The following is a 16,680-nucleotide window of genomic DNA, read 5'->3' as shown; positions in this document are numbered from 1 at the left end:
GGCAGACGTGGCTGAGGAGGCGCAGGAGGTGGGTGATGTGCAGGTGGGACGGCAAGTGCTCGTCGGCGGACGCATCTGGAACGGCGAGCGATTGGTCAACGGGAGCATCGCCATCGAGGACGGCCACATCGCTGCGGTCCAGTTCGCAGCCGTGCCGCCCGCGGAGGGTGCGACGGTCGTTGATCTCGATGGCGCTGCCGTCTTCCCGGGCTTCGTCGACGCTCACGCGCATCCGTTGATCGGTGGCGTCGAACTCACCGGTGTCCAGCTGCGCCAGGCGCGCGACGTGCAGGAGGCGGTGGCAGCGGTCGCGTCCTTCGCCGCACTGCACCCCGAGTTGCCCTGGATCGTCGGTGAAGGTTTCGACCTGAGCATCGACCGCCAGGCCAGCTACTTCGCACGCGACCTCGACGGCGTGGTTGCCGATCGGCCCGTCGCGCTGCGTTCCAGCGACATCCACACCATGTGGTGCAACACAGCCGCCCTCAACGCCGCCGGGATCACGACAGCGACCCCGGAACCGCGCGACGGAGTGATCGAGCGCGATGCCGAGGGCCGACCCACCGGCACGCTCCGGGAATGGGGTGCGTTCCTCCCGGTGCTGCGCGCCCTTCCCCGACGAACCACCGACCACACCGCCGAGGCCCTGATGCGCGGACTCCAGACGCTTCGGGCGTCGGGTGTGACGTCCGTGCAGGACGCCTGGGTCGAACTCGATGACGTGCCAAGTTATCTGCAGGCCGCACGAGTGGGTCTCCCGGTGCGGCTCAACCTGGCCTTCCGCGCAGACCCCGACGATTGGCGTGCCGAAATCGACCGCTTCGTCGCGGCTCGCCTCGAGATCGAGACCGCTGGCATCGAGCTGCTGCGAGCGGACACCGTCAAGTTCTTCGCCGACGGGATCATCGAGGGCGGCACCGCGCACGTCAAGGAGCCGTACCACGGAACATCGTGTTGTGGGCTTCCCGCCTGGCCGGCCGGCGAGCTGCGCGAGGCCGCGGCCGCGTTCGATCGGCTCGGCTTCCAACTCCACATCCACGCAATCGGCGATGCCGCTGTCGAAGCCGCGGTCGAGGCGATCGTGAACGCCGAGAACGTGAACGGGCCCCGAGACCGGCGTCCGGTCATCGCACATGCCCAACTCGTCGACGGGCCCGAGATTGCCGCGATGCGGGGCCACGACATCACGGTCGCGATCCAGCCGTACTGGGCCAAGCTGGATTCGGTGGTGCGCTACCTGACCAACGATCGGTTGGAGGGGCCACGAGCCGACGCCCAGTACCCGTTCCGCACGCTCGCCGATTCCGGTGTGCGGATCGCGTCATCGAGTGACTATCCGATCACCACACCGAGTCCGCTTGAGGCGATCGGCGTGGCGATCTCGCGTAACGAGTGCGGTGACGACACAGGTGGCTGGCTACCCGGGGAACGGTTGGACCTCGCCCTGGCCGTGCGCGCCGCCACCGAGGGAGCGGCGTACACGCAGTTCGCCGACCACGATCGGGGGCGTATCACCCCGGGCTTCCTGGCTGATCTCACGGTCGTCTCGGGGCTGTCCGACCACCCGACTGCCGCCGAACTGATCTCAGCCAGGGTGACGGCCACATGGCTGGGGGGCCATCGATATGCCGTGGCAACGGCTGAGGCCGCCACCGTTCGACAAGGAGAAGCATGACCCGCGAAATATCAGGCAGCGCAGTCGTTGTCGATGCCGCCCCAGACGGCGGGATGAAGCGGGAGTTCACGCTCTGGTCGGCGTTCTCGCTCGCGTTTGTGTTCGTCTCGCCCATCGTCGCGATGTACGGGATATTCGGGCTCGGACTCCAATCCATCGGACCGGGCTTCTGGTGGGGGTGGGTGGTGACACTCCTGGGCCAGCTCACGGTCGCCGTCGCGTTGGGCGTGCTCGCCTCGCGGTGGCCGCTGGCCGGAGGTGTCTACCAGTGGTCTCGCCGACTCGTGGGGCTGAAGTACGGCTGGTTCGCCGGCTGGGCGTACACCTGGGCACTCCTGATCGCGCTGAGCTCGGTTTCCTACAGTGGCGCCGTGTTCGTCGCGATGCTGTTGGGCTTCGACACAGCCTCGCCCTCGGTCCTCACGGGCATCGCGGTGGTCCTGCTGATCATCACGACGGCGATCAACGCGGCCGGCCGAACCGCCGTCAAAGTCGTTGCCACCGCGTGCATTGCCGCAGAGGTGATCGGATCGATCGGCGTGGCCGTCTATCTACTGATCGCGAAGCAGGAGCAGACGCCGGCGATACTCTTCGAGGGGCTCGCCGCCGAGCCCGGCACCCCGTTCATGCTGACGCCGTTTGTGCTCACGGTGGCGCTCGCTGGCTGGTCGTTCCTGGGGTTCGAAAGCGCCAGCAGCATCGCCGAGGAGGTCAAGAACCCCAAGCGCGCTGTGCCCCTTGCCATTGTGTTCTCGCTACTCGGCGTTGGGCTGGTGATCCTGCTGACCAGCTTCGCCATCATCCTGGCCATCCCGGACCTCGACGCACTGCTCGCCACATCCGACGGCGACCCGATCATCGCGGTGCTTGCCGCCCATCTGCCTCCCGCCGCGGTCCAGGGCATTCTGGTGCTCTTTGCCGTCGCATTCCTCGCCAGCCTCGTCGGCATACAGGCGGCAGCGTCCCGGCTCATCTGGGCCAATGCCCGGGAGAATGAGCTGCCCTTCGCCACGTGGCTCAAACGACTGTCGGGCCGAGGCAGACTGCCCGTCAATGCGATTGTGGTGACCGGTGTCGTCTCGATCCTGATGTTCCTGCCGTTGCAGAACGGGCAGATCAACACCCTGTTGGTCGCGTTCACCACCGTCGGCTTCTACGCCGCGTTCACCTTCCCGGTGCTCGGGCTCGCCATCGCGCGGATACGCGGCAACTGGCAGCCCGATGAGCCCCTGTTCCTCGGCCGGTTCGGGCTGGCAGTCGCCTGGATCGCCTTGGTCTGGCTGACACTGGAGATCGTCAACGTGCTCTGGCCGCGCGAGGCGGCTGAGCTTTGGGTGGTCAACTTCGCACCGCTGATCGCCTCGCTCGGAATCGGCCTGCTCGGCGTGGTCGCCTTTCGCTGTTCCCCGATCGGTCGGGGCGCAGCCCCTGTCGATCGCCAACTCTCATCTATCGCTGACGAATAGGAGCAAGAGATATGACCAACCACATGTATCGCTGGCCTGAGTACGACGCGGTGGAACTGCACCGGGCCCGCTTCGAGCGTGTCTCGGCCATGATGAGCGACGAGGGCCTGGACGGGCTCCTGCTGACGGGGCCCGACCACATCCGGTACGCGACCGATTTCCGTGCTCACCTCACCAACGAGTCGGAGTGGTTCGCCGTCTCCGTCGACCGCAACGGTGCAGCGGAGGTGTTCCTGCCCTACATCGACGAGGTCATCACCGACCCGTACGCCCCACAACCGTGGATCACGCGGGCACACCCCGTCCCGTCCTGGGCCGCGGCCTCCGCGAATCCCCTGACCTGGGTGCGCATCGTCGCTCAGGTGCTCTCACGCAGCGGGCACCGGATCATAGGAGTTGATGGCATCGACCCGGGACTCCTGCTCGGCCTGCAGGATGCGTTGCCAGGAGTGGAGTTTCGTCCGGTCTCGACGGTGTTGCACCGTCTGCGCCGGGCCAAGCACCCGATCGAGGTGCGCCTGCTCGAGGCCGCCTCGCGGGTGAACGCCGGGGCGATGGACGCCGCTCTGGCCGCCGCGCACGTAGGCGGGACGGACCACGACGTACTCGCTGCGGCGATGGCGTTCCAGCAGTCGGCCGGCGTCGAATTCGTGACGCACTCGGTGTGCAACCTCCGCAACGGCAGCGGTGACTGGTTCGCCGCGGGCCGGCGCTTCCGCGAGGGTGATCCGTTCTTCTTCGACATCGGGTGTTACGGCGTGGGCGGGTACGCCTCGGACGCCGCGCGTACCGGATTCCTCGGCGAGCCGAGACCCGAGATCCGCACTGCCTATGAACATCTCATCCACGCCTATCAGCACGTGCAATCCCTCGCCAAGCCCGGTGTGCGCGCATCGGTACTCCTGGCGGAACTCAACAACTATCTACAGGGCCAGGGGCTACGCGGAACCCCGTACGCCATTGGTCACGGTGTCGGTTTGCGGATCTGCGAACTACCGACCCTGTTCACCCCGGGATTGATGGACGACGACGTCACCCTCATCGAGGGCGAGGTCATCGCGCTTGAACCCGAGGTGACCGTCACCGTCGATGGCGTCGAGACCGTGCTGAAGATCGAGGACAACTTCGTGGTCGAGGCATCTGGACTCCGGCGCCTCACCGAAGCTCCGGATGCACTGGAGTTCATCACGCGGTAGACGGTGACGGGCGTGCTCGGCGCTCGAGCCCTGCCGCTGACTCCCGACTCTAGGGGTGCATGTTCCACTGGCCGCAATCCTGGGCCAGCACGTCATTGACATCGACGCGGATACCGCCGACGACCGGCCCCGGATTCGAGGCGGTGTCGATGACCCGCTGGTAGAGCACTGCGGCCGGATGGATCTGGCCCTTGGACCAGGACCGGGTCTGCCAGATCCACGCCTTGCCGGGCGAGCCCGACCTGCCGATCACGCCGTCTTCGATGGCCCACTGGCACGGGTTGACGCCCGCGTAGATCCCGGTGCGCATTTCGCCGATCACCGAGTTGATTCCGCGAAACCAAGGCAGTGCCACGTTGTTCCAGGTGTTGCGGTCGATATCGTCGTCGACGCTGAAGAAGATCGGTGCGCTCTGGCCGCCACCTGCAGCGGTATGCAGGGCCCAGGCGGTCTTGGCGTCGGCGACGCCGCCGGGGAACCCGCGGGTGAAGTCCGAAGGTGCTGTCCCGCCGGGCTTTCCGTACTGGAAGTTGCTGACGATCACCAAGCCGGCGGAAGTCAGTGATTGGGCGTAGGGCAGTGTGATCGGCTTGGCGCCGAAGGACGAGCCGGGCCGCGACGTCGAGACGTAGTTGATCACCCCGGAGTGTCCCGCAGCTCGGATGTCCTGGGCTGGAATCTGGCGCATGGCGAAGTCGATCAGGGTGGGAGCGGCGGCCGCGGCTGTGGGCATGGTGGCACCGGCCGCGGCGGCACCGAACCCGGCCAACGCCGACACAGCGGTGGCGTAGCGCAGTGCGTCACGCCGGGAAACCGGGCGAGATTGCCGCCCGCTGGCAGTCCACGGCGAGTCCGGCACGGCGCGATGTTAACAGAGTGACAGCTGTGAACACTGTAGCCTCGCCGGGTCATGCTCAAGGGAGACGCACTCCAGCTGTGTCGGCGCTCTGTCACGTTTATCGCCCGCGCCCCGTCCTACTGATAGCGCGACGAGTCCGCCACCGACGTTAGGAGCCCCTTCTCCCATGAGCAAGCAAAGAGTTCGCACCACCGCTACCCGTCCGGAACAAGCGACGCAGTGGCCGGCGTGGCGGCTGGCGGGGATGTTGGCGGCAGCCGGTGTCATGCACTTCGTCGCGCCGACCTTCTTCGACCGAATCATTCCTCCTGCTCTGCCCGGTACCGCACGCAGGTACACGCAGGCGTCAGGAGCCATCGCACTCGCGATCGCAGGCATGTTGGCAGCATCACCGAGCAGACGGCTAGGTGCCACCCTGGCAGCGGCCTTCTTCATCGCGGTCATTCCTGCGAAGGTGCAACTCGCGCTCAACTGGTTCGGCAGTGATGAGTCCACATTCGCCATGAAAGTGGCTGCGATCGTGCAATTCCCCTGGCAGATCCCGTTGGTGACTGAAGCGCTCAAAGCGCGCCGCAACGCTTCCCTGCGCGGGTGGCCCGCCCAACAATGAGCGGATGGACGATCGCGGGCATCCCGCGCCACACGTCGTCGTCGGCGTCGATGGCAAACCCGCACGCGCGCATCAGGTCGTCGGTCGGGCGGTTGCAACAGCATCCGCCTCCGAAGCCGCGCCAGGGTCTGAACAACCTGTCCTGGCACGCCGCAAGCAACCGCGAACTCGCGCGCACGTGCTCGATGAACAGCAACTGCCCATCCAGGCGGAGGACGCGTGCGATCTCGCGAAGCGCGCGTTCGGGGTCGTCGACGGTGCACAGGACAAGCGTCGAGACGACGGTGTCCACGGATGCGTCGGCCATCGGTAGTCGCTCCGCGGGAGCATCGACGATCCGCGCGACACCGGTATGCCCCTTCAGGCGATGTGCGAGCCTGTGGCGCATCCCCGGCTCGGGCTCACACAGCACCAACTCGGCGATCCCGTCGGGATAGTGCGCGATGTTCAGCCCGGTCCCGGCTCCGATCTCGACGACCCGTCCATAAGCCTCGCCCACGAGGGCGCTGCGTCGGCGGCGCATACCTGCGACCTCGCCGAACCAGAGAAACGGGTCGTACAAGATGGCCATGATCCGCAGCCACGCCGCGGATTGAGGACCGTCCTGGAGAGCGGGGGGCGATGGTGTGTTTGCGATCTCGGTCATACCGCGAACGTACGAACGGGCGCATGGTGCGCGCATCGCCCGAAACGGCCATCTTTGGCTGATGGCCCCTTCGGGCTACCTCACAGAAGTCCGAGACGCGCGGCCTCGGCGACAGCGGCCGTCCGCGAGGTGCGCCCGAGCTTGCGGCGGATGTTCGCGACGTGGCGGTGAACGGTGTGCGAACTCAACACCAGGTGCTCTGCAATCTCACGATCGCTGAGACCCCTTGCGACGCAGGCGAGAATCTCGCGCTCACGATTGGACAGCAGAACCTTCTCCGGTTCGATCGCCCCGTGCGACGCCAGCTCCGGTGCAAGCCCTTCGCGGCAAGCGCGCACGACAGAGTCGGCATCACCGTGCCAGGGGAAGTGCGCGCTCCCCTGCAGCGGGATGAACGTCGCGCCCGGAATCGCGGCCGCGACCTCACGCCCCAGCCGGTAGGGCACGGCGCGGTCGTCACGACGATGTACGACCAGAGCCGGCTGACGGACTAGGGGAAGGTGCCCGCGGACATCAAGGCGATAGACGAACTCCAACAACGCGGCAGCGGTCTCGGCGGTCGCCGCCTCGCGCTGGAATCGTGCGAAGCGCTCGTGTTCCGCAGGCTCGGCACCACCCAGGAAGAGGTCGCTGAGCAGGCGTGATCCGAGTCCCCAATGCGCGCGCACCGCTGCGAGAATCGCGTCCGTCACGTTGGGCGCCGCAATCGCCGCACCGTGGGAGTAGGACCCGTAGAGCACCAGGCGGTCCACGCGCTCCGGAAACGTGGCAGCAAACGCGACCGCGGTGCAGCTCCCGCAGGAGCCGCCGATGAGTGACACGCGCTCGAGTTCAAGCTCGTCGAGGAGGGCGCGCAGCGTCGCGACCTCGCCGTCGATGGTCAGATCGGACTCCTGCACCGCGCGGTCGGACATTCCAACGCCGAGCCGGTCGTAGCGGATCAATGTGTGCCCATCGGCGACGCCCTGCCAGAACCGCCGGAAGCCCGCGCTCTGCGAGTCGAGTTCGAGGTGGCTCACCCACCACGCCGGAGCGACGACTGGTGGACCATCCCCGCGTACCTCGTACGCCACGCGGCGGGCGCCGAGGGTAAGGAACCGGATCTCAGATCTGTCCAGCATCACCGCCAGCCTACGACCGTCCCCTGAGCAGCGAAAGAGCGGCGATGACGGCGTGGGCAGGCCACGCGGTGCCGGGAACCGACTCACGGCGTGCGCGCGGTCCATTCGGAGGTGCGCTCGGGCGTCGCCTCCGCGAGCGCCGTGCGGGTCTCGTCCGCATCGAAATCCTTGCCGTACAACGGTGTTCCGGGCTGCTGGCGCCACGACTCGGAAATCGGACCGGCATCGATGGGCTCGAACCCGAGTTGCAGAACGTCCGCGAACTCATGCCAACCGACCACATTGGTCGAACGAGGCTGTGAAGTCATCGGTGGACTCGCCGTCGAGTATCTGCCGCGTACACGGTTAACGCACATGAAAACGCAGGTGTCACAGCAGATATCGACTGATCGTGCATTTCTGGCGCGGGCGCGCTGACATTCTCGACAGTATTCACAATGCGAGCAAATGTCCGTAAAGCGGTCAGTATGGCACGGCCCGCTTGGCGCCGGAAGGTTTCGGGGCATCGAAACATGGCGGTCCGTTTCGGCTTGACAAGCAAAGTGTCCCGCATCACTATACGAGCATCTGCTTGCATGGTGATCGACTAGCGTGAAGACCGGCGGCAGTGTGATGGCTTAATCGGAGCCACACCCATTCGGCGAATAGGCGCAACGTGACAGAGACGACGGCAGCGAGTTCCCGCTCGGCTGCGGAACCGGTGCCCGCAGGGGGTGCCGAACTACGCGGCAACATGGGCACGACCAAGCTGATTCTGACGGTGCTGGCTCTGGCCGCACCACTGGGTGCGGTTGCCGGTGTCGTACCGATTGTGATCGCCAGTGGGAACGGTGTTGGTGCACCGTTGACTTTCGCCACGATCGGCGTTGTGCTGCTGCTGTTCGCGGTCGGGTTCACGACGATGACGAGGCATTCACGCCTCGGCGGAGCGTTCTACGCCTATATCACGGTGGGGCTGGGTCGACCGCTCGGTCTTGGCGCGGCATTCATCGCAATGTTCGGATATATGACGCTGATGCTGGGCGCCTATGCGATGTTGGGCCAGTTCACGGATGCACTGTTACACGGGGTGGCCGGCCTGCCGTCAGTTCCGTGGTGGGTGTACACCTTCGTCGCCTGGGTATTGATCACGGCGCTGGCGAACTTCAACGTTGAGATCTCTGGTCGAGTGCTCGCCGTGCTGATGGTGCTCGAGGTCGCGATCGTGATGTGCCTGAACATTCCAGTACTGATCGGTGGCGGTCCCGAGGGGCGCTCACTCGAACCGTTCACCTGGGATGCGTTCAGCTCAGGGTCGGTGGGCATGGGCATCTTGTTCGCCAGCGCGTGTTTCCTCGGATTCGAAGCGACCAGTCTCTACCGCGCAGAGGTCAAGGACCCCAACACCACCGTGCCGCGCGCGACCTATCTCGCAGTCCTCTTCATCGCGTTGTTCTACGTGCTGTCGAGTTGGGCGCTCATCAACGCTGTTGGCCCATCTGAGGCTGTGACCGTCGCGCAGGCGGACCCCTCGGTGATGTTCGCCGACCAACTGGGAGCCTATTCAGGCACGGTCATGCAGGATGCCGCCCGCATCCTCTTGGTAACCAGCGTGTTCGCTTCAGTGTTGTCGTCGCATAACCCGATTGCGCGCTATGCCTTCTCGCTCGGAGTGGACGGGGTATTGCCCAAGTACGTCGGGCAGGCCCACCCGAAGCATGCGTCACCTGCGAGAGCGTCGCTGATCACCTCGATTGTGGCGATCGTGGTGACGGTGCCGTTCGTGCTCGTCGGCACTGACGTCGTCACCTTCTACTCATGGATGTTCGGACTTGGGGCCTACGCGTTGCTGATCCTGATGGCGCTGACGTGTTTGGCTGTGGTCATGTACTTCCGTCGCAACGAGAATACCGAGAAGGTACTGAGCACCACCGTTGCTCCGATCCTCGGCCTTGCTGGCATCCTCACGTTCCTCTTCATCGTCGGGACCAACTTCGACATGCTCATCGGCGGTTCCATGGTTGTGGGAATCGCACTTCAGTTGGGCACCATCAGCCTCGGTGTGCTCGGTATCGTGCTAGCCCTCCGATGGCGCCGTACACGACCCGGTGTGTACAGCCGCATCGGCGGCCAAGCGGGAGACACTTCGACGACTGACCGAGCCTGAGGCTCGTCTAACGGCGAGTAGAACAATCCCGAAGGTGCGACACCGGATTGCAGGTGGTGTCGCACCTTCGTTGGAAGCACACGAGCAGTGACCTCGAAGGGCAGGACAATGGCGGGTCGAGTTGACGGCAAGGTCGTGCTGATCACGGGAGGTGCGCGCAGCGCCGGCCAAGGTGCAGCGCATGCCGAGTGGCTGGCGCGCGAGGGTGCAACGGTGATCGTCAGCGATATCCGCGACGAAGTGGGTGCACAGACAGCGGCTTCGCTGGCAGCACGCGGTTTGGCCGTGACGTACACGCGCCTCGATGTTCGAAGCTCGCAGGACTGGGCGCAGGCGGTCTCCTCGATCGAGCAGGATCACGGCAAGCTCGACGTCCTCGTCAACAATGCGGGGATCATGTCGTGGAACGATGCGGAGAACGCCACCGATGAGGAATGGCGTGACGTGATCGCGGTCAATCAGACCGGCGTGTTCTTCGGGATCCGCGCCGCAGTGCCGGCACTCAGACGCGCTGGCGGCGGTTCGATCATCAACATCTCATCGGCGGTGATCGGCCCGGCTACTCCTGGAATCTTCGGCTATCAGGCCACCAAGGCCGCAATCGTCGCGATGACCAAAGCGGCGGCAGCGGCGTACGGCCAGTACAAGATTCGCGTCAATGCCATCGGTCCGGGGCTAATATTCTCGCCGATGCAGGATGACATCCGGGAAGTATGGCCCGCCTGGGACCCCGTGAGTCAGGAACTGCCGACGCAGTCGATAGCCATCCGCGCGACGGGACACAATATCTCCCCTGCTGTGCTGTACCTTGCGTCCGATGAATCGTCGTTCCACACTGGGGATTTCCTTACGATCGACGGTGGCCAGAATGTGGGTGGCAAGCTCATCGACGCGCCGATCTAGAGATCGGTAGGCAGGGCCGGTCGCAGTTGTTGCGCCGGTCAGGGGTGAATGGTCGTGCTGGTGGCGCTCAGGCTAGCTCCCGAGCGCCCGGAGCGGTGCGCGATGATTTCAGCGGCGATACTCACCGCAGTCTCCATCGGCGTGCCGGCCCCGAGGTCGAGGCCGATAGGGCTCCGTAGACGCCCTAGGTGCTCGTCGCTGACGCCGCGTTCTCGCAGCGCCGCTACCCGTTGCCGATGAGTTCGTCGTGATCCCATCGCCCCCACGTAGCCCAGAGTTGGTATCCGCAAGGCGATTTCGAGCAATGGGACATCGAACTTGGCATCATGGGTGAGAACCACAAGGGCGGTGCGCTCGTCGATGGCGCCGGAGGCGAGTTCGGCCGCCAAATATCGGTGCGGCCAGTCGACGACGATGTCCTCGGCATCGGGGATCCGTTGCCTGGTCGCGAACAACGGTCGCGCGTCACAGACCGTCACGCGGTACCCGAGATCGGCGCCGAGGTGCGCCATCGACGCCGCGAAGTCGATCGCCCCGAAGATGACCATCCGCGGCCGCGGAGCGTAGCTTTCGGTGAACACCCGCATGGCGGTACCGCCACATTCCCCGGCCGCGGTGTAGGACAGGCAGGTGTTGGTGGCCGAGGCCAGTGCACGCCGGGAGTCGGTCAACACCGCTTCGGGAATGCTGCCGTCCTCGGGTGTGGTGCCATCGGCGCGGATCAGCCAGTGCCGCCCGACGCGGTCCCGGTCAGGGTGCTCGATAACGGTGGCCACTGCGACAGGACGCCCGCTGGCCACCTCGGCAACTAGTACGTCCAAAGCGGAGAATGTGCGCGCTGTGATCAGCTCGACGAACACGTCAATCATTCCGCCACAGGATAATCCGACGGCCAATGCGTCGTCGTCGGATACGCCGTAGCGGACCAGCTGAGGTTTGGCGTCGGCGAGTACCTCCTGCGCGGTGGTGTAAACCGCCGCCTCGACACAACCGCCTGACACCGAACCGGTCACAGTGCCGTCGGGGTCTACCAACATCGCCGCGCCTGGTGAGCGTGGCGCCGAACGAAACGTCGCCACGACGGTGGCCACCGCAACGGGGGTGCCACTCCGCCAGGCGGTGTCCGTCACGCCCAGGACATCCTGCATTCTGCAGCTACCCGCTATGGCGCGGAAGAGGCCGCCAGCGTGGGGTAGTCGGTATAGCCGATTTCATCACCGCCATACCAGGTGTCGTGCTCGGAATCGCTGATCTCGGCGTTGGCCTGCATGCGTTTGACCAGATCGGGGTTGGCGATGAAAGGCCGCCCGAATGCGACGAGGTCGGCCAGGCCCTGAGCGATGATCGATTCGGCGCGCGGGCGGTCGTAGCCGGCTGCGACGATGATCGGCCCGGTGAAGGCCTTGCGCAGATCCTGGCGGAATTGGTCAGATAGGCCCTCGGAATCCAGCCAGGACACGTCGGACTCGGCGAGATGCAGGTAGGCAAGCTGTTGTTCGTTGAGCCATTGGGCGGCTTCGAGGCTGGTGCCCAGCATTTCGGGATCCTCGGCGTCGGTGATTCCGATTACAGGCGACAACCGAATTCCGAGGCGCTCTGGGCCGATCTCAGCCGCAACGGCGGCGACCACCTCGCGTAGGAAGCGCAGCCGGTTGTGGACCGATCCGCCGTACTGGTCGGTCCGCTGGTTGGTGGTGGAGCGCATGAACTGATCGATCAGATAGCCGTTGGCGCCATGCAACTCGATGCCATCGGCGCCCGCGTCGACCGCTCTGCGGGCCGCTGTCGTGAAATCGGCTACAACGCTGCCAATTTCGTCCGCGGAGAGAGCTCGCGGCGCGTCGCACTGAACCATTCCTGTCCAGCCGTCGGGGCGCCGCACCCAAACTGACGTGGGGGCCTGCACGGGCGACGGAGCGACCGGCTGAAATCCGGAGACCTCACGCGCAGAGAGTCTTCCGACATGCCATAGCTGCATGAAGATGGTGCTGCCAGCCACCGTGTCGTGTACTTCGGAGATGACCTCAGACCAGCGCTGTTGCTGACGGTCGTCGTAGATACCGGGTGTCTGGGAGTAGCCCTTGCCCGCAAGGGAGATATTGGTGGCCTCGGTGACGATCAGGCCCGCCGTAGCGCGCTGGCTGTAGTAGAGGTCGGCGGCAGTCGACGGAATGTCACCGGGCTCGCTGGCCCGTGAGCGCGTCATGGGGGCCATCACGACGCGATTGGCGAGTGTGCGGCCGCCGCGAAGGGTGAACGGCTCAAACAGGCTCGGGCGGGTGTTGTTCTGGCTCATTTTCAGACTCACTCTTCCATCGGTGCGGCGGGCGAAAGCCCTTATTGTAGAAAGCTCCCCGCACGTCCTGACCAGGTGAGCAAGGCGGCCAGCCCACCATCCTGTGCGCGATGTGGGCATCCGCTCGTATAGTGGCACATATTTGTGCGGCCGTCCACCTGCCTCCTAACACAGGAAAAGGAGGGGTTGCGACCCGTCGCGGCATCTGACGCTGCGTGATTTTGGCGGATATGAGATCCCGGTGGGGTCACGCCGTGAACCGGCTGTGATGCGGGTCAACCCAAGGGCTGCCGAGTGTTCTGGAGCACTAGACGAATCACGACGCCAGTCGTAGCATGGTCGTACTGCGCACATCTGCTCGTATTGCGAGCACGTCGTCTGTCTCCGCTGGTCGTCGACGGCGGATAAGTCGCGCAGTGGGAGCTACGCCAGAAGGGCTGGACCGCGATGAAACCCCCCATCACCGCTCCTGTCGACGGTGGAGGGCGCAATGGCGGTGCGCGCCTGGCGTGACGTTGTCCTCCGGCCGAGGTGATCCTGGTTCGTCTCGGTTTGGCACGACACTCACCCGATCGCAGAGGTGGTAGATGTATGGATCGGTTCGACCGCGACATCCTGGAGATGGTGCTGCGCTGGGCCCCCTTCGGGGGAGTGCCCGCAGACGTGGCCTTCACTGTTCTTGGTCTCGAACCTATCCAGCTTCAGGAACGAGTGGAGCACCTCTTGGAGGATGAGCCGCCTGCCCGCCGCCTTCCACTGCAGGATGTGGCACTTCTGGCAAGAGTGCGGGCACACCGTCGTGCCTCCCAGGCCACCGTCAGATCAGTTGTCGTACAACCGCATGCGCCGAGGGCGAAGCCTGCCGGTCCGCGGCAGAAAGGCGGGCAGTGGGCAATGGAGAGTTTCACGCCCCGGACTCCACGCGAGGCGGCATGGTCATGGCAGTGGAGCGGCCGGTGCCGCGGTGAAGACCCTGCCTTGTTCTTCGCCGCTGAAGGAGAGCGCGGAGCAGCTGTCGCGGCAAGGGAGGCGACGGCCAAAGCGGTGTGTGCGCAATGTCCGGTGGTCAGCGAGTGTCGCGAGTTCTCGTTGCGCACCGGCGAACTCTTTGGAGTCTGGGGAGGTCTGGCCGAGCGTGAGCGACGGAGCTTGATAGGGCTGCCCCACGCACGTCGAAGTTCCATCACCTGTTGATACAGCCGCAGGCCGTCGGGGAGTGGGTACGGCGGGAGGTCAGTGCATGCCGTGCGTATCGGTAAACGACACGACAGATTGACAGGCGAATCATACGGGCGTTCCATGGTGCGACAGCGAGACCTCGGTCACAGCCACCTGGTAGCTCCGGCCGACTCTCTGTGCCCCCAGACATCCCCTTCTCAGCCATATTTGGAGCCATGCATGAGTTCTGAACTGACACCGAACAGCGAGATGGTCGACGATCAGGGCGGAACGGGCGGTCCGCCCCGTCAGCTACAGGGACAAATGGGAACCCTCGGTCTCATCCTCACGGTCCTGTCATTTGCAGCGCCACTGATCACGATGAGCGGGACGATCCCGGTCGTCATCGGGGTGGGCAACGGCATTGGAGCCCCATCGATCTTCATCATCGCAGGGATCATGTTGACGGTCTTCGCGGTCGGCTTCGTCGCGATGGTGCGACGCCTTCCCCGGCCCGGCGGCTTCTATGCCTATATCAGTGCAAGTCTGGGCAAGCCCGTCGGACTCGGAGCCTCCTATGTCGCGGTACTGGGATATCTCGGACTTCTGGTGGGGACCTACCTTCTCGGCGGTGCCGCCGCTGACCAGTTGATTCACGGCAAGTTCAACGGTCCCAGCATGCCGTGGGCATTCTGGGCGCTGTTCATATGGTTGTTCGCGGCAGTGTTGGGACACTTCCGAATTGACCTTTCTGCCAAGGTTCTTGGCATCCTGCTCGGCGCCGAAGTCATCGTCGTCGCCATCTTCGATCTGTTCGTCATCGCCCAAGGCGGCCCTGAGGGCTTCAGCGCCGCACCCTTCGCACCCGACAGCATTCTGTCGGGCTCGGTACCCCTGGCACTCATGTTCGCAATCCTGACCTTCACGGGATTCGAGTCGACTGCCATCTATCGGGAGGAGGTGCGCGACCCGAACAAGACCATCGCGCGCGCCACCTTCGGCTCGATCGCACTACTGGGTGCCCTGTACGCGGTGTCCTCCTACATGCTGATCACCGCATACGGTCCGAGCAACGCCGTCGACGTCGCCACGAACGACACCAGCGCCATGACCATCGATGCGATCCAGAACTACCTGGGCATTTTCGTCTCCGACGTCGCGAACGTTCTGCTGGTCACCAGTTCGTTGGCCGCGGTGCTGGCCATCCACAACACCGCCACCCGGTACCTGTTCTCCCTGGCGACAGACAATGCGGCCCCGGCCATCTTTGGACGGGTGCACCCGCGACACGGGTCGCCCTTTGTCGCATCGATGGGCATCTCCGCCATCGCGATCGTGGTCGCGATTCCCTTTGCGCTCTCGAGCCTGAGCTTCCTGCAGCAGTACTCGTTCATGCTGGGCGCCGGAACGCTCGCGCTCATCGTCTTGTACACGCTGATGAGCATCGCTGTTGTGGTGTTCTTCGCCCGCAACCCCGGCACCGAGTCGGTGTGGGTGCGTGTCATCGCACCGACGATCGCAGCGGCTTGCCTGATCCTCACCCTCATTCTCATCACCAAGAATCTGACGTTGTTGACCAGTGGTGATCCCGCCTCATCGATCCTGTTCTGCGCCGTCGTCTACGGACTCCTACTTCTCGGTGTCGGCGTTGCGCTGTACTACCGGGCACGCAAGCCCGACGTCTACGCCGCACTGGGGCGCAGCCTCGGATGACGGAGTGCTTCGACAGCCGGCCAGGGATTAATGTGTCCGACACATCAGCGCGCAGGCACTGCCCCGCGTTCGCCGCTGAGTGCGCTGACCGTTGGGACCAGCACCTCGACGGCCATCTGGCGCAGAGCGGTTACCGAAACACGCGCCGACGGGACCGAAATGCTCACGGCCGCCTCGACACGACCCGCATGATCGATCACCGGTGCCGCCACCGAGCGATGGCCGGCGGTCAGCTCCTGGTCAATCAATGCGAATCCGTTGCGGTGCACCGGACTGATCCGACGCCGCAGCGCTGCCAGCGAGGACACGGCATTGGAAACCCTTGCGGGAAAGGCGTATCCGCTGAACAGCTCTTCGAGTTCCTCATCGGTGTGACGCGACAGCAGGGCGTGGCCGCTGGAAGTAGTGGAGGCAGGCAGGCGTGTCCCCAACCGCGCACGGGAGACCAGGAGATGATCGCCCTCGATGAAGTCGACGTACACGATGTCGGTGTGATCCAAGACGGTGAGGATCACCGATTCGTTGGTCTGGCGGTGGATGCGTCCCAGGGTGGATCGGGCCGCGTCGATAAGTCGGACGGACTGCAACGCGGCATAACCGAGAGAGATCATCATCGGGCCCAGGCTGTAACCGTCGTCGTCCGAGCGCAACGCTCCCACGGAATGCAGCGTGCGGACGAGCCGGTACACCATCGGCTTGGTCCATCCGAGCTCAGCGGTCAACGCCGCGAGGGAGATCGGCCCCTTCTCGCCGACAGCCTGCAGCAGTTCCATCGTCCGCGCGGCGGCTTCGAGGTGGTAGCGCGGATCGGGATCACCCGCGTGTTGCGTCATAAGTCATCCACTCCTCTTCTCACCCCACGTCTCGAACGCGCCAGCGAGGTCACAGCAC

The 16,680-nt window shown here is 64.9% G+C and carries 14 protein-coding genes and 1 pseudogene; 8 read left to right on the top strand and 7 right to left on the bottom strand.

Going from position 1 to position 16,680, the window contains the following annotated elements; genetic code table 11:
• Positions 1 to 7 precede the first annotated feature (7 nt).
• Genes ACZY0X_RS26585 through ACZY0X_RS26575 form a run of 3 tightly spaced genes read left to right on the top strand, consistent with a single transcriptional unit; the run spans position 8 to position 4,337 of the window.
• Entirely contained in the window at positions 8 to 1,675 is a 1,668-nt protein-coding gene (locus ACZY0X_RS26585; protein ID WP_463774693.1) for an amidohydrolase, read from the top strand.
• Positions 1,672 to 3,141, top strand: a complete 1,470-nt coding sequence (locus ACZY0X_RS26580) for an amino acid permease (RefSeq protein WP_463774692.1) — start codon at positions 1,672 to 1,674, stop codon at positions 3,139 to 3,141. Before ACZY0X_RS26585 ends, ACZY0X_RS26580 begins: the two co-directional genes overlap by 4 nt.
• An 11-nt stretch (positions 3,142 to 3,152) precedes the next feature.
• Complete coding sequence (locus tag ACZY0X_RS26575; RefSeq protein ID WP_463774690.1) at positions 3,153 to 4,337, top strand: M24 family metallopeptidase; 1,185 nt, start codon at positions 3,153 to 3,155, stop codon at positions 4,335 to 4,337.
• Positions 4,338 to 4,386: 49 nt separating this feature from the next.
• Here ACZY0X_RS26575 and ACZY0X_RS26570 read toward each other — a convergent pair whose 3' ends face one another.
• Entirely contained in the window at positions 4,387 to 5,196 is an 810-nt protein-coding gene (locus tag ACZY0X_RS26570) for a DUF1906 domain-containing protein (RefSeq protein ID WP_463774689.1), read from the bottom strand.
• 166 nt (positions 5,197 to 5,362) lie between these two features.
• Here ACZY0X_RS26570 and ACZY0X_RS26565 point away from each other — a divergent pair, with 166 nt between their 5' ends.
• Positions 5,363 to 5,806, top strand: a complete 444-nt coding sequence (locus tag ACZY0X_RS26565; protein ID WP_463774688.1) for a DoxX family protein — start codon at positions 5,363 to 5,365, stop codon at positions 5,804 to 5,806.
• On the opposite strand, the gene ACZY0X_RS26560 is transcribed toward ACZY0X_RS26565, so the two are convergent.
• The 3 genes and pseudogenes from ACZY0X_RS26560 to ACZY0X_RS26550 all read right to left on the bottom strand — a co-directional run.
• Positions 5,757 to 6,452, bottom strand: coding sequence for a class I SAM-dependent methyltransferase (locus tag ACZY0X_RS26560; RefSeq protein ID WP_463774686.1), 696 nt, complete (start codon positions 6,450 to 6,452; stop codon positions 5,757 to 5,759). The two genes, ACZY0X_RS26565 and ACZY0X_RS26560, sit on opposite strands and share 50 nt — an antisense overlap.
• An 80-nt stretch (positions 6,453 to 6,532) precedes the next feature.
• Positions 6,533 to 7,573, bottom strand: a complete 1,041-nt coding sequence (locus ACZY0X_RS26555) for an alpha/beta fold hydrolase (protein ID WP_463774685.1) — start codon at positions 7,571 to 7,573, stop codon at positions 6,533 to 6,535.
• Between the two features lie 83 nt (positions 7,574 to 7,656).
• Positions 7,657 to 7,821, bottom strand: a pseudogene (locus ACZY0X_RS26550) (NADP oxidoreductase); the annotation flags it as partial.
• 407 nt (positions 7,822 to 8,228) lie between these two features.
• On the opposite strand from ACZY0X_RS26550, the gene ACZY0X_RS26545 reads away from it, so the two are divergent.
• Both ACZY0X_RS26545 and ACZY0X_RS26540 read left to right on the top strand, forming a co-directional pair.
• Positions 8,229 to 9,719 (top strand): APC family permease, encoded by a 1,491-nt coding sequence (locus ACZY0X_RS26545; protein WP_463774684.1) that lies wholly within the window; start codon positions 8,229 to 8,231, stop codon positions 9,717 to 9,719.
• 87 nt (positions 9,720 to 9,806) lie between these two features.
• Entirely contained in the window at positions 9,807 to 10,622 is an 816-nt protein-coding gene (locus ACZY0X_RS26540) for an SDR family NAD(P)-dependent oxidoreductase (RefSeq protein ID WP_463774682.1), read from the top strand.
• Positions 10,623 to 10,660: 38 nt separating this feature from the next.
• Here ACZY0X_RS26540 and ACZY0X_RS26535 read toward each other — a convergent pair whose 3' ends face one another.
• Together ACZY0X_RS26535 and ACZY0X_RS26530 are read right to left on the bottom strand one after the other, a co-directional pair.
• Positions 10,661 to 11,770, bottom strand: coding sequence for an XdhC family protein (locus ACZY0X_RS26535; protein ID WP_463774680.1), 1,110 nt, complete (start codon positions 11,768 to 11,770; stop codon positions 10,661 to 10,663).
• Between the two features lie 14 nt (positions 11,771 to 11,784).
• Positions 11,785 to 12,918, bottom strand: coding sequence for an alkene reductase (locus tag ACZY0X_RS26530; protein ID WP_463774678.1), 1,134 nt, complete (start codon positions 12,916 to 12,918; stop codon positions 11,785 to 11,787).
• 591 nt (positions 12,919 to 13,509) lie between these two features.
• On the opposite strand from ACZY0X_RS26530, the gene ACZY0X_RS26525 reads away from it, so the two are divergent.
• Together ACZY0X_RS26525 and ACZY0X_RS26520 are read left to right on the top strand one after the other, a co-directional pair.
• On the top strand, positions 13,510 to 14,112 hold the full coding sequence (locus tag ACZY0X_RS26525) for a WhiB family transcriptional regulator (protein WP_463774677.1): 603 nt from the start codon (positions 13,510 to 13,512) through the stop codon (positions 14,110 to 14,112).
• A gap of 204 nt (positions 14,113 to 14,316) precedes the next feature.
• Positions 14,317 to 15,789 (top strand): APC family permease, encoded by a 1,473-nt coding sequence (locus ACZY0X_RS26520; RefSeq protein WP_463774675.1) that lies wholly within the window; start codon positions 14,317 to 14,319, stop codon positions 15,787 to 15,789.
• Between the two features lie 44 nt (positions 15,790 to 15,833).
• Here the strand turns inward: ACZY0X_RS26520 and ACZY0X_RS26515 are convergent, their stop codons facing one another.
• Complete coding sequence (locus ACZY0X_RS26515) at positions 15,834 to 16,622, bottom strand: IclR family transcriptional regulator (RefSeq protein WP_463774674.1); 789 nt, start codon at positions 16,620 to 16,622, stop codon at positions 15,834 to 15,836.
• Positions 16,623 to 16,680 lie beyond the last annotated feature (58 nt).

Source organism: Mycobacterium sp. IDUB_39 (assembly GCF_055419205.1).
The sequence above is the reverse complement of the archived record's forward strand: the minus strand, read 5'-3'. Positions and strand labels throughout refer to the sequence as shown.

Coding starts and splice junctions, on each gene's coding strand:
- ACZY0X_RS26530 (WP_463774678.1), bottom strand. CDS start 12,918: ATGAGCCAGAACAACACCCGCCCGAGCCTGTTTGAGCCGTTCACCCTT.
- ACZY0X_RS26555 (WP_463774685.1), bottom strand. CDS start 7,573: ATGCTGGACAGATCTGAGATCCGGTTCCTTACCCTCGGCGCCCGCCGC.
- ACZY0X_RS26535 (WP_463774680.1), bottom strand. CDS start 11,770: ATGCAGGATGTCCTGGGCGTGACGGACACCGCCTGGCGGAGTGGCACC.
- ACZY0X_RS26515 (WP_463774674.1), bottom strand. CDS start 16,622: ATGACGCAACACGCGGGTGATCCCGATCCGCGCTACCACCTCGAAGCC.
- ACZY0X_RS26565 (WP_463774688.1), top strand. CDS start 5,363: ATGAGCAAGCAAAGAGTTCGCACCACCGCTACCCGTCCGGAACAAGCG.
- ACZY0X_RS26525 (WP_463774677.1), top strand. CDS start 13,510: ATGGATCGGTTCGACCGCGACATCCTGGAGATGGTGCTGCGCTGGGCC.
- ACZY0X_RS26560 (WP_463774686.1), bottom strand. CDS start 6,452: ATGACCGAGATCGCAAACACACCATCGCCCCCCGCTCTCCAGGACGGT.
- ACZY0X_RS26520 (WP_463774675.1), top strand. CDS start 14,317: ATGAGTTCTGAACTGACACCGAACAGCGAGATGGTCGACGATCAGGGC.
- ACZY0X_RS26575 (WP_463774690.1), top strand. CDS start 3,153: ATGACCAACCACATGTATCGCTGGCCTGAGTACGACGCGGTGGAACTG.
- ACZY0X_RS26580 (WP_463774692.1), top strand. CDS start 1,672: ATGACCCGCGAAATATCAGGCAGCGCAGTCGTTGTCGATGCCGCCCCA.